This is a genomic window from Lentzea waywayandensis, assembly GCF_900115955.1.
In the GTDB taxonomy this organism is placed as follows: Bacteria; Actinomycetota; Actinomycetes; order Mycobacteriales; family Pseudonocardiaceae; genus Lentzea; species Lentzea waywayandensis.
In genome coordinates, this window is sequence record NZ_FOYL01000015.1 from 72,414 (window position 1) to 88,668 (window position 16,255).

Consider the following 16,255-nt stretch of genomic DNA (forward strand, 5'->3'; position numbering starts at 1 on the left):
CGCAGCCGGGACGCACCTGGTTGAAGCCTGGAACAGGCTCAACTATTTGTTCGGCACATAATAGTTCCTACCCCCGTTTGTGCCGGCAACCCAGATGTTCACACCTTGCGGAATGTATCTCTTGTCGCCGGTGTGAAACAGATACACAGGCCTCACTGAATAGTAGATCCGCTCGCCGGCGTTCAGCCTGCGCGCCACCTCGTCCTCGACCGCTCTCATCGTCTTCTGGTTGGCATCCGGGTAGAGCGGAACAAAGTTCTCGGGAATGGTGTTGCTGCCACCGAACATCCGCGCGACCAGATGGCCGCGGTCCATCCCCGGCTTCCATCCCGGTGGAGTGTAATACGCGCTTTCGTCCATTTCCTGCACCCGCCCTTGCAGACAGGCCTCTGCACCTGTGGCACGCCCCTGTTGATCACGGTTCCAATAGATGATGTTCGCGACCTGGCTGCCGGGTGCCGCCATGCAGCCGCGCTCCCGCTCCTTCGCCTTCTCCGGGTTCGTTCGCGGATCTTGTGCCGAGTCACCAGAGGCGAGGAACAGGATCGACACCAGCGATCCTGCGACGCCGAGCAAGCCGCCCGCGATGACCGGAGGCGCAGCAGGCGGCGCTACAGGGGACACCACATATCCGGCCTGCGGTTCCAGTTGGCTTTGCTGAGCGCTGGCCTCCGCTTGGCGATCGGATGCCATCTGTTCGCTCAGCGCGTATGCCTGGTCGGTGGAGCACTCGGCCGAACAGACGTAGCGACATTCCGCGTCGGCGCAGAGCCCGTGACCATCTGCTTCAACGCCGGTGATGGGGTTCCCACCGGCGAAGGCGTATCGGTTGCCGGTGAACGTGTCCGTACCCAGGTTCATATCGGCGAGTGCGCCGTTGTACATGTCTCTGGTCGTAAACCGGTTGAGGCCGGGGTTGTAGTCGCGGAAGCCCATGTCGTACAAGCCAGAGGAGGGGGCGAAGCGTTTGCCGTTGTAGCGGTAGAAGTTGAACGGCTGCTTGCCCGGCTGCTGTACGTCTGGCTTGTCGATGCCGGTGAAAGCCTCCTTGTCATCGGAGCCGTAGGCGGTGTAGCCGTAGGTGGCCCGCGTGTCGCCGTTGTCCTTGGTCACCGTCTCGACGTCGGTATGCGGGTTGTAGCCGTAATACGAGTCCTCGGCCACCTCCGGGCCTGCGCCATCGGTGTCCTTCTTGATCTGCGCCAGGCGCTGCCCGAACGAGTCGTACTGGTATGTGCGCTGCAGCTGACCCGCGATGGTCTCGGAGACGACCTTGTCAGTGAGACCGAGGTAGGCGAAGTCGGTGGTCTCGCTGTTCTCGGTCTTGGCCGTAGTGCGGTCCAGCGGGTCGTAAGCGTAGGTGGTGGTCTCCAGACCACTTTGTCCCTGCTTGCGGTGCTCAATCGTGCGGTCGAAGCCGTCGTACTTGTACGACTCGATGATCTGCCCGGCCGCGGTCACCGTGTCGAGACGTCCGAACGGGTCGTAGTTGTAGGAAGCCGTGACTCCCGCGCTCGTCGCGGAAAGGAGCCGATTGCGGTCGTAATTGAACGAGGTCGCCTTGGCGTCAACGGCCTGGGAGACCACGTTGCTGTTGGCGTCGTGGACGTAGTCCTCGGTCTCCAACACCGCGCCGGCGGCCGACTTCTTGGTGACGTTGCGAATCCGGTCGAGCGGGTCGTAGGCGTACTCGCGCACCTCGTCCAGGTAGGCCGACGCGTTGTCCGCATTCTGGATCTTGGATGCGTCCTTGGTCCGGTGACCGTTGGGGCTGTAGTCGATCGTGTGCTGCGCCACCAGGGAGCCGCCCGCCTTCGACTCCACCTGGGAGGCCAGCGCCCCGTCCTGGTGATAGCCGTGGATCACCTTGTTCCCGTTGGATTTCGTCTCCTGCTTCACCTGACCGCGGTCGGTGTAGGTGTAGGAGGTGATCTTCGGCGTGCCACCGGTCTCGGTGTTCTTGACCTGCTCGATCTGGTCGAGCGGGTTGTAGGTGAACTCCGCTGACTGCTTGTCGTGACCGCGGGTGAGTGGTGCGCCGTTCTCGTTGTAGGAGAACGTGGTTGTGCCCTTGATCGCTGTGCCGAGTTTCTCGTCAACCTTGGTCAGCTGGTTCAACCCGTTGTAGGTCAACGCATACCCGTCGATCTTCGCGCCGGGTGAGGAGTCGGTGAGGCCGGTGAGGTTGCCGTTGACGTCATAGGCCTGACCGAACGTCTTGGACTCGGTGTCCGGCTCCGATGCGTTGTTGCGCACCAGCTTCACCGCGTCGGCGAGCACCGTGCCGTTCGCTTGGTCCGACAGGGTGATCTTGGCGGCGGTGCCTGCGGTGAAGTTGAAACTGCCGATGCTGACCCACTCGCCGCCGCGCTGCGTCTGGTTCACCGCTACCGTGGATGTGAACGTGCCTGTCTCCACCTTGTACGGCGCATTCGACGCCGCACCCGAGACACCCGACGGGTACTTGACAAACACCTCGTACGAGCCGTCCTGCGGGATCACCGGCTTCCACGAGAACGTGGTCGCCCCGCTGCCCTGCGCGGTGGAGCGATAGTCGTATCCCTGGAAGCCCTGGCCGGTGGTCGCCGTGGACCAGTTGCCCGCGAGCTCGATGAAACCGGTGTCGGAGTTGTCGGTCAGCGCGACGTGCAGGCCGACCGGGACACCACTGTCCGAACGCGACTTCAGCTTGCCGTCCGGGAAGTAGTCCCACGTCATCGTCCGGCCCGACGACCCGCCGGCGGACGTGAGTGTGCGCGAAGCCTGCTGGCCCAGCGGGCTGTAGTCATAGGTGGTGACGATGTCCCAAGGGTCGGTTGCGGTGCGGACCCAGCCGTTGTCAAAGTACGAGTACTTCGAGACGTTGCGGATCGCCTGGTTCTGCGACGGAGGGGCACTGACCTCCTTGATCCGGCCCACCGGGTCGTAGACGTAGGTGGTCTTGTCGGGCGTCTTGTACTGCACGTCGTCCTTGTCGAACGGCGTCAGCTTCTCGACTGGCCGGTTCAGCTTGTCGTACACCGTTTGCGCGACGAAGTCGTCCGCGTCGTCGGTGGTCTCCACACCGCGCGGGGTGATCACGCGGGTCTGGTTGCCCGCCTCGTCGTACTCGAACTTCGTCACCGTGGTGAAGCCGATCTTGTGCGGCACTTGTGCCTCGACCAGCTTCGACCGTTGGTCATACACCAGAGTCGTGGTGTTGTTCTCCTTGTCCCGCTTCGTGATGACGTTGCTGTCGCGGTCGTAGCCGACGTGCTCGACCTTGCCCGCGGCGTCGATGGTGTCCACCATGCGGTGGTTGAGGTCGTAGGTGGTCTTGGTGGTGAAGTCCGTGGTGTCCGTGGTGGCGTTCTTGCGTGGGTCCACCACGGTGACGACGTTGCCGACCCGGTCGTACTCGTAGGTGATCTTCTTGTTGTCCGTGTTCGTTGTCGCCGTCAGCTGGTAGATCTCGTCGTAGTCGTACCTCGTGACGTAGTCATTCGGGTCGCTCGTGGTGAGGTTGCCGAGTGGCTGCGTCTCGGTCTTGACGTTGCCGACCTTGTCGTAGGTGAAGCTGGACTTGCGCTCCGGCCCGCTCGGTGTGTCCTTCGGCGCGGTCGACTCGAGCACCTGGTCGGCGTTGTCGAACACTGCCGTGGTCACCGCAGCGTTCGGTGCCGTCGCCTGGGTGATGTTGTCGTTGGCGTCGTATACCGGCGCTGGGACGGTGATGAACTGGCCCGCCGCGTGATCCTTCGGCGTCTTCTGGTCGAGCGGTCGGCCGAAGACGTCGTAGTTGATCGTGGTGGTCTTTCCCAGCGCATCAGCTGAGGTGAGGACGTTGCCTCGCGCGTCATAGACGATGTTGGTCTCGTTGTTGTACGCGTCCTTCGTCTTCTTCGGATAGCCCGTCGGGTCGAATTCGGAGAACGTGGTGGTGTTCTCGTTGGCGTCCGTGGACGCCTGCAACTGCCCGAACGCGTCATAGGCGTAAACCGATTTGTAGTCGTCCGGCGACGGCGTCGGCACGCCCTTCGGGTCGGTGACCGACGTCAGGTTGCCCTTGGCGTCGTACCCGAATGCCCACGTGCGGCCCTCCGGCGACGTCTTCGATCCGAGCTCGGCGACATTGCCGTTGAGCGACGTCTGGTAGGTCATCGTCGAGGCCGGCCAGTTGTTCGCGACGGCCTCGGCATCGCGGTTCGTGGTGGGGTAGCCCGTCTTCGGGTCGTAGGTCCAGGTGGAGATCGCGCCGTTGTCGGCGGTCAGCTTGGTGACGTTGTTGTCGGCGTCCCATTCAAGCTGGGTGGTCTGGTTCTTAGCGTTCGTGGTGCGCAGCGGGCGTCCGTAGCCGTCCAAGCGGTACGTCGTCTGATGGTTCTCCGCGTCGGTGATGGTCGATTCCATCTCCGATCCAGCCTGGCCGTCCGGGTCTGCGTAGGCGAAGGACGTCGTGAAGTTGAGCCGATCTGTGATCGTCTGCAGCTTCCACTTGTCCTTCGGGTCCACCGGTGCCGTGTAGTACGCCAGGCTCGTGTCGTGGTTGCGTGGGTCGGTGACCTTGGCAAGCTTGACGTTCTTGTTGCCCTGTGTGGCGTCGTAGGTGAACTTGAACGTCTTCGGCTGGGTCGAGCCCGAGCCGTCGACGAACTGAGTCAGCAAACCCTTGTCGTCATAGGAGAACGTGACGGTGCGACCCGAGACGTCCTTGAGCGACTGGACGTTGTCGATGATCTTCGGGTTCTGGGTTTCGCCCTTCTCCCAGTAGTCCAGGGTCAGCGTCTGCCGGCCGGCAGGGTCGGTGACGTAGGCAAGGAACTTGCGCGGCTGGTTGTTGGACTTGCGCTCGGTGTAGGTGAACCCCTGCTCGTTGCCGTTGCGATCGCGGACCGCGGTCAGCCAGCCCTCGTCGTCGAACAGGAACTCCGTGCGGTCCGGACGCGTCATCTTCCAGCGCCGCGACTTCTCCGCCGCACCATCGCGCTGCACGTACAGGTGCACGCCCGCCGGCTTGTCGTACGTCCACTGCGCCGCGTCCGTGCTGTTGTGCTTGTTGAGCTCGAAGGTGTGCGACGTGCCGTCACCGTCCGGCAGCGTGATCCGCGACGGGTAGTCCTGCCCCTTCGGATGCAGCTCCAGGTACGCACCCAACCGCGTGAGCCCGGACGCGGCCAGCGACCAGCCCTGCCCCAGCGAGGTGGCCGAGGTGTCCATGCTGTTGTAGGTCAACCTGGTGAATGTGTTCAGGCCGCGACCGGGGTTGCTGAATGCGTCATACGACCAGACAGTGTTGCCGGCGAACTGGTTCACCAGCACGTTCGAGCCCGCACCGGTCGACTTCCCAGCAAAGGAGTAGAACTTCTCCAGCCCCAGTTGGTCGGAGGTCGGGTCCTCAACCGTGACGTTCTGCGGCAGCGCCGGGATCCCACCCGTCGCGGACAGCCAGGTGCCGGTGGTCTTGTTTCGCAGGTCCCAGCTCAGCACGAACTGCTCGCGCTTGTTCCCGGCCTCGGACTGGATCGGTGTCTTGACCTTCGCCGGCACGGTGACGCTGCCACCCGGCGGCACATCCGCCGGCAGCGCCGTTTCGAGGCGGTTGCCGCCGGTCGTGACGTCGGTGCCGTCGGGGAGGTTCCAGCGGTAGGACACGGCCTGGTCCGCGGCACGCCACGTCGACGTGGTCGAGTTCGTGACGGTGACCGGGATCGTGTACTCGTCACCGGGGATCATGCGGATCGACGGGGTGTCCGGCGCGTAGTAGGTCATCTCCGCGACAGGCTGCGTGTAGGTGACCGTCAGCTTGGGTCGCAGATGCGTTTCCGCCGCCTCGTCCGAGAGGAACAGCACCCGCTGCGTCGGGCCGGCCTCGTCGCGCAGCTTGACCGCGTAGCCGTAGTTGGTCGCCGGGTTGTCGACCCAACCCTGCGCGGTCGCGGTCAGGTCCCAGATGTGCCGGTTCGGGTCGTTGGTGATGCTGGAGACGTTGTCGGTCGCCGCTCCGAGGTCACCACCCGGCGCGGTCCAGGCCGTCGCCGTGGACGCGCGGTTCCAGGTGACCTGGTTCTCCACAAAGGACTTCGTCAGCGGATGACCGTCGAAGATCGCACCCGAGCCGACGGTGTAGAAGCCCCACAACGTCATCTCGGCGTTCGCGACCCGCGCACCGGCCGGCAATGCTGATAGGTCGCGGAACCGCACCGCCGCGCGGGTGGTGCCGTAGGTGCCGGAGCCCTTGCCGGCCATCAGCCACGGCTGACCGCCCAGCGTGTCCAGGTTCGTGTTCGGCTGCGTCGAGGACAACGTCGCGTCGTCCGCGCCGCCGCGCAGCACCTGGGTGATGAACCCCGCCTTGGGCAGCCGCACTAGCTGGGTCGGGCCGGGAATGACCTGCCCGTCTTGGGTTCTCACCGCGACCATGTAGTAGTAGGCGTTGCCGAACGGGTCCGGCGAGTCCGCCGGTGTCGGCCGCGCGGTCGTGTCGGTGAATGTGGTCGTGGCCGGCGCGAGAGGTGCGATCAGCGTCGACTCCGACGGCGTGAACGCCTGGGACACCGACCGGTGCACCTGGTACTCCACCGCGTTGTCGGCCGGGTTGCCCGGATCCGGGTCCGGGTAGGCGCCCCAGTTCAGCTCCGCGCCGGTCGCGTAGATCTTCGTCGGGGCCTGCAGGTCCGCGCTCGGCCTGCCGTAGGACAGGATCAGCTTCGGGGTGTTCTCGGTCTCGCCGTTGTAGGCGAACTCCGCGGCCTGGTAGATCGCACCGCCGCGGTTCAGCGTCTCGTCGGTCGACTTGACCATCAGGCCGAAGTTCGACGCGGAACCCGACACCCACTGCTGGGCGATGTTGCGCACATCCCACTCGTGCCAGACATTGCCGACGTTGGCCTGCTTCGTGGCCGTCGACAACCCGGCCTCGGCGAACGCGGTATTGATGCTGTTCCACGTCGCCGTGTCCTCTGACCACCCCTGCGTGACCCGCCGCACCTCGTGCATGTTGCTGTTCACGCCGGTCCACAGTTCGCTGTCGTAGTACAGACGCAGTTTCGCGCCCGTCAGTGCGGTACCCGACGGCACGACGGAGGTGTCGAACTTGATCAGCGTGCGAGCCTTGCCCCACGCATCCGCCCCCACCGACAACTGGTAGCTCGACCCGTCGTTGCGATCCGGGGAGTCCGACCAGATCTGCACGTCCTGACCGGTGATCGGTGTCGGGACCAGCTTGATCGTCGGGTCGATGGTGACCGGGTACTGCCGATCCTTCGACGCCAGCCAGCCCTGATCCGCCTTCACCGTGACCGTGATCTTCGAGCCGTGCTGCTCCACGGTCTGTGTGACCTTGTCGCTCCACGCCTTGCCGTGCGGCGACTTGCGGTCAGCCTTGCTGTCGAACATGAACGGCTTCGGCATCGTGAACACCGGCGGCGCATCCGGGTTGTCGAAGAACCCGATCACACCGTCCGCCAGTGCCCGCGCCGTCACACCCTCAAGATCCAGTGTGAACCGGTACGTCGCGTCCTTCGGCGCCTTCGCGAGAACGATGTTCTCCTTCAACGCCTCCCCCGTGACCTGGTAAACCAGGTCCGTGCCGTCGAACGCGCCGGGATAGGTGACCGTGCCCTTCTCAACCTTCGGCGAGATGCCCCGGACAACACCGTCGATGCCCAGCGCGATCCGCTTGCCCGCCACCTCGAACCGGGCCAGCTTGTCGGTCGACTCACCGAACAGACTCGTGAAACCGTTCGTGTCGTTGACGAACCGGTACCCGTCACGCGGCGTCTCGCGGATGGTCGAGTCGATGTCCTGCCACCGGCCCTGCGCATCCTTGAACACCGTCGGCCGCGGCGACACCTCCGCCTCGACCTGACCGTCCGACATCTGGAACAACCGCACCGACGGAGTCCGCCGCTCGACCAACTCCCGTACCCGCTTCGGCGGCTCGCGCCTCACCTGCTCCTGCTGCGATCTCGGTTCGGCCTCGGCTCTACCGCCGAACCATCCGGCAATCGACTGGAACAGTCCAGAAATGCCCAGCTCGGGCAACCGGCCAGGGCCGTTGATCGGCGGTCCCGCCGGGACTCCGACCAGAGCAAGAACCGTCAGGAAAAATAGAACCAGAAGTTTTTTGGGCAGGCTGAATCCACGCGGCGGTAGCACAAGACCCCCCAGTCTTCGGACACCGAGGGCCGTCACCCCGCAGTGATCAACTAACCGCCCGGTGTCACGCAGACAGGGACGCTAGCTAACGAACAACTCACACCACAGAGCCAAACGGAGGAATCACTGCCGCCGACCTGCCCACCACACACGTACAGTCAGGCCGCGCAAACGAAGCAATCGACACAGAGGCGCGACCCACACCGACCTGCCCTTCACGTAGTCAGCTGCGCACAAGATCATCTGAGACTCGCACCAGGGGATGATCACGAAGAATGGATCACCGTCCTGAACATGGTCGTAACTGGCCACGGACTGTAGATCTGCCCTGCGTTTGTTGTTCAATTTGAGAGACCAACCGTACGTCGAAGTTCGTATATGGGTGTTCGCGCAGAAGTCACTCAACCGGCCGGTTCTGCCGTGATTTTCGCGCGCCAAAGATCCATGCCGGCGGCCCGCCTCTGGCCATGTCGACGTCCGCACTGCGTTGTAAGGCTTGGACTTGATTGCAGCCACGTCACGCGGGGGACTGTAAAACGTTTGGCTCTGGCTCGTAGTCGGTGGTGACGTGGAGTGGCCGTCAGGGCAGGAGGATGCGGTGGCGGAGTAGGTTGAATCCGGCGCGTCCGTGCAGCTGTCTCATGATTCTCTTGGTGCGGGTGTTGACGCCTTCGGTGCGGCCGTTGTGGTAGGGCAAGGTGACGGCACCGTCCACAGCGGACCGGTCGATCTCGATGCCGTTGGTGAGACTGCGTAGATGCGGCAGATCGACGGCGCGAGCCTGCGCGATCCACTCGGTGAGCTTCACATCGTTACCCGCGGCCGGTTTCAGCAGAGCGGCGAAGCCGGATACCAGACTGGCGAGTGCGGTCATCTCTGGGCAGGCTGCGGCGATCTTCTCCAGCAGGGTCGTGTCCTTCGCGCGCAGGTTCGCAGGTTTGGTGAGCAGGAGGCTGCTGGCGTGACGGGAGGTCGTGACGGGGCGGTCGCCTTCGGCGCGGCCTTGGTTGAGGTAGCGGACCAGCAGGTTGGCGCTGCCGGTGTAGCCCAGTTCGCGAATCTCCGCGAGCAGGTGGGTGACCGGGACCGCGGGATCGGCCGCGCGGCGGGCACGCAGATGATCACGGTAGGGGTCGACCAGGGTCGGGCGGTAGGTCGGTGTGATGCGCAGGGCCTGAGGTTCGGGCATGCGTGCGTAGCGTTTGACCGTGTTCAGTGCCACGCCGAGGCGGCGGGAGCAGTCGAGCAGACCGACGCCTTGACCGAGGAGATCGTGGACCTTGTTCCAGCGTTCGCGCGTGGTCTGCTCGTGAACACCACCAGGGCGGGGCGGGTTGACGGTGGCCCAGCATCCGGCGTGCGCGCGGACCTCGAGCAGGACCTTGTCACAGAGATTGCGCCACAGGTGCCATCGGTCACTGACCTGCACCGCGTCGGGCAGAGCGCGGCGGACAGCTTCGGCGTAGGTGGCCGAGCCGTCCCGGCACACGACCTCGACACCGGGATGCTCGCGCAGCCACGACTCCAGGGTGGCCGCGTCGCGACCGGGCAGGACCGCGACACGTCGGCCGGTCTCAGCATCGATGATGATCGTGGCGTAGCGCTGGCGGCGACGCAGAGCGAAGTCGTCCACTCCGATCACCCGCGGAATCTCCAGCCGGGGCAGCGGCAGGCGCCGCAGACGGCGCACTGCGGTGCTGCGGGACACCGGCACAGCGAGCAGGCCGGCCAGGCGTGCCGCCGCCCGACCACATAACTCTTGCGCCACATGGGATATCTGCCGGACAAGCCGCACCGTGCGGCGCTGATGGCGTTCCAGCAGACCGGGAATCTGTTCCCGGAAAGTCTGCCGTCGACAACCAAGGGCCGGGCAGACCAGCCGCCGTACGCGCAGGCGGACGACGACCTGGCGGCCATCGACCGGCACATCCTTCACCGTCCGCTGGTGATACCCGTGCACCTTCGCCGTCTCGGTCCCGCAGACCGGGCACGACACGGCCGCAGCCCGAGTGCGGGCCGTGACCACCACGATGCCGCCGTCCTCCGACACGTTCTCGACAACCAACGCTGACAGTCCAGAGAACACTGTCCCCACAAGGGAATCGACAGTCATCACAAGATCATGATCGCGAACGGTTACTCGACGTCACCACCGACTACGGGCCAGAGCCGTTCGTTGTTTGACAGACCCTCACGCGGCGCCGCGCCAGTTGCTGTCGACGTCGACGGGTGCGTTGATGACGGCTTTGTCCCACCGTTCCTGCAGTCGTTGCAGCAGGCGTGCTTCGACGGTGGCGGCGACGTGGGAGTAAGTCTCCTGGACCTTGTCGGGCATGACGTGGCCGAGGCGGAGTGCTTGGGCGATTTCGGGGATGCCGTCGTCGATCATCCAGGTCTTGTGGCTGTGGCGGGTGCCGTGGAAGGTCAGGCCGGGTTTGACCGGGTGTAGCCGGATCCTGGGGTTGTCGACATGAAGGTTGCCGTCGGCAGCGGGGCGCTGAGCGCGGCGGGCGAAGTTGCTGCGCCGCAGGAGTCCGCCGTCGGGGCCGATGAAGACGTGCGGGTGTTTGTGTGTGGCGAGTTGGATGCGCAGCAGTCGGACGTTGAACGGGGCGAGGCTGATGGTGCGGGCGGAGGCCTCGGTTTTGGGCGGGCCGAGCCACAGCTTGCTGGAGGCGGATTCGTGCAGGGTGCCGGTGTCGGGGTCGATGGCGATGAAGCCGGTGTCGTCGTCGAACAGGTGCACGTTGTGCCGTTGCAGGCCGGTCAGTTCGCCCCAGCGGGCTCCGGTCCATCCGGCGATGGCCTCCGGGCGCCGAGCGCGCCGAGTTGCTGCGCTGTCTGCTGGAGATGAGCCCGGCAAGGGCCGACGCGCACCGCGAACTGGGCATCGCCAGCCGCACCGCGAGGAACCACGCGGACTCCGCGACCTTCTTCGCATCACCCGCACAGCACCACCTTCCGGCGGCGCGCGCAAGCCGCAGCAACGGACGCAAACTGCGCCAAAGCAAGCAGGGCGGGGTCTGCGACTCAAGCTTGTTGGCGGACGGCTACGTCCGTTCACGCCAATTCAGGCCTGTGCAGCAAGTTCACCCGTTCGTGGTGACCCCACTTGACGTTAGTCAAAACGAAGGAGGCAGCGGCTCCTTATTCACTCCTTCATTCTCCTGTTGATCATGAAAAAGATGATCAAGCGAAGATCGTTTCGCAGGCACGAAAAAGCCCGCCGACCTGGGCTTTCACCCAGAATCAGCGGGCTGATTCAGACCGTCGGGACGACAGGATTTGAACCTGCGACCCCTTGACCCCCAGTCAAGTGCGCTACCAAACTGCGCCACGTCCCGGCCACACTCCCGGTTCCCCGGCGTGCAGAAAGAATCCTACAACACCGCGGACAGAGATCAAAAACGGCCCCCGAAACAGGCCACGAGCTGCGGAAATACGGCGGGGACCCGAAGTTCGGGTCCCCGCGTCCCTCGGTCCGACCGATCCCCCGATCCTCGACCGACACCCAGAATCATGCGGTGGCGGCGTCTCGGGCGCCACCTCCGAAAGTCGAGTCTTGTCCGTCAACCTTCGACTTACCGGGCGGTAGGACGGCGCTGACGCTGAAGCCGCCGTCTGCGCGGTACGAGGTGGTGAGGGTGCCGCCGGCCAGGCGGACACGTTCTGACAGGCCGTGCAGGCCCGCGCCTCCTCGGTCGCCTAGGGACGGTAGGTCGCCTGGGCCGTTCACCACTGAGACTCGGACTGGTGAGGCTCGGTCCACGGTTACGGTGACTGCGGCGCCGGGGGCGTGTTTCGTCACGTTCGTGAGGGATTCCTGGACTACTCGGAACAGGGCTCTGGAGACGGCTGGGGAGAGTGGGGTGTCGCCTGTTTCCGAGAGCGTCACGGACACGCCGGCCACTCGGGCGCGGTCGATCAGTTCCTGCAGGGACGGGTACGAGGTGTCGGAGTTCAGGAGGCCCAGGGCCGCTCGCATCTCGGACAGTGATTCCTTTGCCAGGGCACGTAAACGCAGGGCGGTCTCACGGACCGCGGTGTCTGGGGCGGTGGCGGCTAGGGCTGCTGACTCCACGGCTATCAGGGTGGCGTGGTGGCCTACGGCGTCATGGATTTCGCGGGCTATTCGGGCTCGTTCCGCGGCACGGGCTGAGGTCTCCTGTGCTTCCAGTTCTGCGGCTCGGGCTCGGCGGGTTTCGTAGAGCGACTGGGTCAGTTCCTTGCGGGTGGTGATCAGTGCGCCCAGGGCTGTGGGGGCTGCGGCGAGGCCGAAGGCGAACGCGGTGGCCAGCAGCAGTGGGCCCAGGGGGATGGCCTGGGTCATGAGGACCGGGGCGATGGAGGCCACGGTCATCAGCAGGACCCAGAAGACCTGGATCGGGATCGACTTCTCCTTGCGGCCCAAGCGGTATTGGGCGACCAGTGCGGGGGCCCAGCCCAGGCCTCCGGCTACGGCGGGGACGCACAGGAGAGATGCCAGCCACGGCCAGCGCAGGCGTAGGGGCAGGAGTAGCGATGCGGCTATCGCGGTCCACAGTGACCATTCGAACGGGCGGTCCTGGGTCATCAGGACCACTCCCGTGGTGACGGCCACGGTGAGGATTTCGCGCAGGACTGGCTTCACCACACACCGACCTGGTGCGCGACGAGAGCCGCCTGCACCCGGTTCTCCACGCCCAGTTTGGTCAGGACGGTGGAGACGTAGCTCTTCACCGTCGCTTCGGACAGGCAGAGTTCTTCGGCGATCGAGTGGTTCGAACGGCCGCCCGCCACCAGTTCGAGGACCTGGCGTTCGCGGGCCGACAGGGAGTCGAGCTGACGGTTGGCGCGGAAGCCTCGCAGGCGGGGCAGGAGGCGGGCGGTGATGCGCGGGTCCAGGACGGCTCCGCCTGCCGCGAGGTCGATCACGGCGCGGACCAGGGCTTCCGGTTCTGCGTCTTTCAGCAGGAAACCCTGGGCGCCCAGGTCCAGGGCGGTCGCCACGTAGTCGTCCAGGTCGAACGTGGTCAGCACGGCTATCGCGGGCGGGGTGGCCCAGGTGCGCAGACGGCGGACCGCCTCCAGGCCGTCCACGCCCGGCATCTGGACGTCCACCAGCACCACGTCCGGTAGGTGGGCCAGGACCGCTTCGACGAGTTCGGCGCCGTCGGCTGCCTCGCCGACCACCTCGACCCGTCCGTCGGCCTCGAGGAGGACTTTCAGGCCCCGCCGCAGCAGGGCCTCGTCGTCGGCTAGCACCACGCGTACGGCCACTGACCCAACCAACCGCACCCCATGCCAAAGGGCAACCAGATCGGCCGGGTCGTCACCCGGAGAAACCTACTTCTTGCCGGCGCCGGCCTTCTTCTTCTCGCGCACGCGCACGGAGATGCGGACCGGGCTGCCCTCGAAGCCGAACTCCTCGCGGAGCCTGCGCTCGATGAACCGGCGGTACGAAGCCTCCAGGAAGCCCGTCGTGAACAGCACGAACGTCGGCGGGCGGGTCGAGGCCTGCGTCGCGAACAGCACCTTGGGCTGCTTGCCGCCGCGCACGGGCGGCGGGGTCGCGGCGATCAGCTCGGTCAGCCACTGGTTCAGGCGGCCCGTCGGAACGCGGGTGTCCCACGAGTTCAGCGCGGTGCGCAGGGCGGGGGCGAGCTTGTGCACGGCGCGGCCGGTCAGGGCCGAGATGTTGACCTTGTCCGCCCACGGCACGCGCACCAGGCCGCGTTCGAGCTCGCGGACCATCTCGGTGCGGCGGTCCTCGTCGACGAGGTCCCACTTGTTGAACGCCAGCACGCACGCGCGGCCCGACTCGACGACCATCGTCAGCACGCGCAGGTCCTGCTCCGCCAACGGCTCGTGCGCGTCCAGCAGCACGACCGCGACCTCGGCGGTCTCGATCGCGGACTTGGTGCGCAGCGAGGCGTAGTACTCGGCGCCACCGGAGAACTTCACCCGCTTGCGCAGGCCGGCGGTGTCGACGAAACGCCAGATCTCGCCGTCGAGCTCGACCAGCGAGTCGACCGGGTCGACGGTGGTGCCCGCGACCGAGTCGACGACCGAGCGGTTCTCGCCCGTCAGGCGGTTGAGCAGGGACGACTTGCCGACGTTCGGCTTGCCGACCAGCGCCACGCGCCGCGGTCCGCCGTTGCCCGCGCCGAAGTCGTCGCGCGGGGATTCCGGCAGCTTCGAGAGGATCACGTCGAGCATGTCGCCGGAGCCGCGGCCGTGCAGGCCGGACACCGCGATGGGCTCGCCCAGGCCGAGCGACCACAGCGACGCGACGTCGGCCATCAGCCTGTCGTCGTCCACCTTGGACGCGCAGAGGATCACGGGCTTCTTGGACCGGCGCAGGACCTTCGCGACGGCCTCCTCGGTCTGCGTCGCGCCCACCGACGCGTCCACGACCAGCAGGATCACGTCCGCGGTCGCCATCGCGAGCTCGGCCTGCGCGGCCACGGAGGCCTGAAGGCCGACCGCGTCCGGCTCCCAGCCGCCCGTGTCGACCACGGTGAACTTGCGGCCGTTCCACAGCGCGTCGTACGCGACCCGGTCGCGCGTCACGCCCGGCACGTCCTGCACCACGGCCTCTCGGCGGCCGATGATGCGGTTGACCAGCGTGGACTTGCCGACGTTCGGCCGTCCGACCACCGCGAGCACCGGTTGTGGCGGCGCGGCTTCCTCACCGTCTGAGCCGTCGAGGTCGCCGAAGGCTGACCAGTCGGCCTCGTCCTCCCAGGTGCCGTCCAGGTCCGTCATCGTCTTCCCTCACTCATACGAAGTCCATCAAGTTCGGCGACCAGTGTCGCCAGGCGATCACGCACCTGCTCGGTGGCAACGCCCAAAGCAGTCCGGCCCTTCCCCTCGGGAAGGTGGAACGGCTCACCGATCAGCACGTCGACCTCGGGGCGCCAGCCCTTGGCCTGGTAGGTCCCGCGGCAGGCGATCGGCAGCACCATCGCGCCGGACGTCTTGGCCAGCCACGCGGCGCCGTTCTGCGCGCTCGCCACGTCTCCCTCGCCGCGCGTGCCCTCGGGAAAGATCCCGATCACGCCGCCGGCCTTGAGCACGGACTGCGCGGTGACCAGTGCCGTGCGATCGGCTTCGCCCCGTTTGACGGGGATCTGACCGATCTTGCGCAGGAGATGGCCGACGACGCCCTTGAACATCTCCTGCTTGATCAGGAACGTCACGCGCCGGGGCAGCGCCCCGAACAGGATCGGCCCGTCAGACATCGAGCTGTGGTTGGCGACGACGACCACGCCGCCGCTCAAGGGTACGCGGTCGAGGCCGTGCACCCGAATCCGGAACTGCCAGGCGTAGGGAACGCGCCCGATCCAGCGTCCGAGGTCGAACAGCCAGGGCACCGTCCCCGCGGGAACGCTCACCCTGTCACCCGCAGCCCGCGGCCGTCCACGAGCTCCAGCAGCGCTCGGATGGTGCCCGCGAGGTCGAGGTCGGTGTTGTCGAGCTCCACCGCGTCGCCGGCCGCCTTCAACGGCGACACGGCGCGCGACGAGTCGTAGTTGTCGCGCCGCTGCACGTCGGCGAGCGCGGTGTCCACAGTGGACTTGCGCCCGGCGGCGGTGTCCTGTTTGGTCCTGCGCGCGGCTCGCGCGTCCGCCGACGCCGTCAGGTAGACCTTCAACGGGGCGTCCGGCGACACGACCGTGCCGATGTCGCGCCCCTCGACGACGATCCCGCCGACGTGGTCGACGGCGTCCGCGATGATCGCGCGCTGCTGGGCCACGAGCAGTTCCCGCACGTGCCGGGTCGCGGAGACGGGCGACACCGCCAGCGACACCTCGGGCCCGCGGATCTCGGCCGACACGTCGTCGCCGTCGAGCGTGATGCCCGGCCGCTGGGGGTCCGTGCCGACCACGAGCACGGCGTTGTCCGCGACCGCAGCGACCTTGACCTCGTCCTTCGGGTCGACGCCCGCGCGCAGCACCGCCAGCGCGATCGCCCGGTACATCGAACCGGTGTCGAGGTAGCGCGCGTCCAGCGCCGTCGCGACGCGCTTGGCCACGGTGGACTTGCCGGTGCCGGCCGGTCCGTCGAGAGCCACCACACCGCGCAACTGACCCTGGCCCACAGCAGCTCCCTCCGAGACACCCACGGTCCACATTGT

At 66.2% G+C, this 16,255-nt stretch carries 8 protein-coding genes and 1 tRNA gene; all 9 read right to left on the bottom strand.

The genetic code is table 11. The features are described from left to right. Nucleotides 1-42 precede the first annotated feature (42 nt). Nucleotides 43-8,136: a DNRLRE domain-containing protein gene (locus BM417_RS39370; RefSeq protein WP_093605082.1), complete on the bottom strand. Its 8,094-nt coding sequence runs from the start codon at nucleotides 8,134-8,136 to the stop codon at nucleotides 43-45. Nucleotides 8,137-8,716: 580 nt separating this feature from the next. Next, nucleotides 8,717-10,249, bottom strand: coding sequence for an ISL3 family transposase (locus BM417_RS39375; protein ID WP_177320861.1), 1,533 nt, complete (start codon nucleotides 10,247-10,249; stop codon nucleotides 8,717-8,719). Nucleotides 10,250-10,327: 78 nt separating this feature from the next. After that, a complete protein-coding gene (locus BM417_RS39380) occupies nucleotides 10,328-10,882 on the bottom strand; it encodes a site-specific integrase (protein ID WP_245822583.1) in 555 nt (184 codons plus the stop codon). A 524-nt stretch (nucleotides 10,883-11,406) separates the two neighbouring features. Then, nucleotides 11,407-11,480: transfer RNA gene (locus BM417_RS39385), tRNA-Pro, on the bottom strand. A gap of 173 nt (nucleotides 11,481-11,653) precedes the next feature. Then, nucleotides 11,654-12,769, bottom strand: coding sequence for a sensor histidine kinase (locus tag BM417_RS39390; protein ID WP_245822584.1), 1,116 nt, complete (start codon nucleotides 12,767-12,769; stop codon nucleotides 11,654-11,656). Beyond that, a complete protein-coding gene (locus tag BM417_RS39395; RefSeq protein WP_245822585.1) occupies nucleotides 12,763-13,395 on the bottom strand; it encodes a response regulator in 633 nt (210 codons plus the stop codon). The genes BM417_RS39390 and BM417_RS39395 overlap by 7 nt, the downstream gene beginning before the upstream one ends. 66 nt (nucleotides 13,396-13,461) lie before the next feature. Then, nucleotides 13,462-14,883 carry a ribosome biogenesis GTPase Der gene (gene der / locus BM417_RS39400; protein WP_093605088.1) on the bottom strand — a complete coding sequence of 474 codons (1,422 nt, stop codon included), beginning with the start codon at nucleotides 14,881-14,883 and terminating at the stop codon, nucleotides 13,462-13,464. Continuing rightward, entirely contained in the window at nucleotides 14,880-15,512 is a 633-nt protein-coding gene (locus tag BM417_RS39405; RefSeq protein ID WP_093605090.1) for a lysophospholipid acyltransferase family protein, read from the bottom strand. The genes der and BM417_RS39405 overlap by 4 nt, the downstream gene beginning before the upstream one ends. Further along, a complete protein-coding gene (gene cmk, locus BM417_RS39410; protein ID WP_177320877.1) occupies nucleotides 15,509-16,195 on the bottom strand; it encodes a (d)CMP kinase in 687 nt (228 codons plus the stop codon). The genes BM417_RS39405 and cmk overlap by 4 nt, the downstream gene beginning before the upstream one ends. Nucleotides 16,196-16,255: the final 60 nt, after the last annotated feature.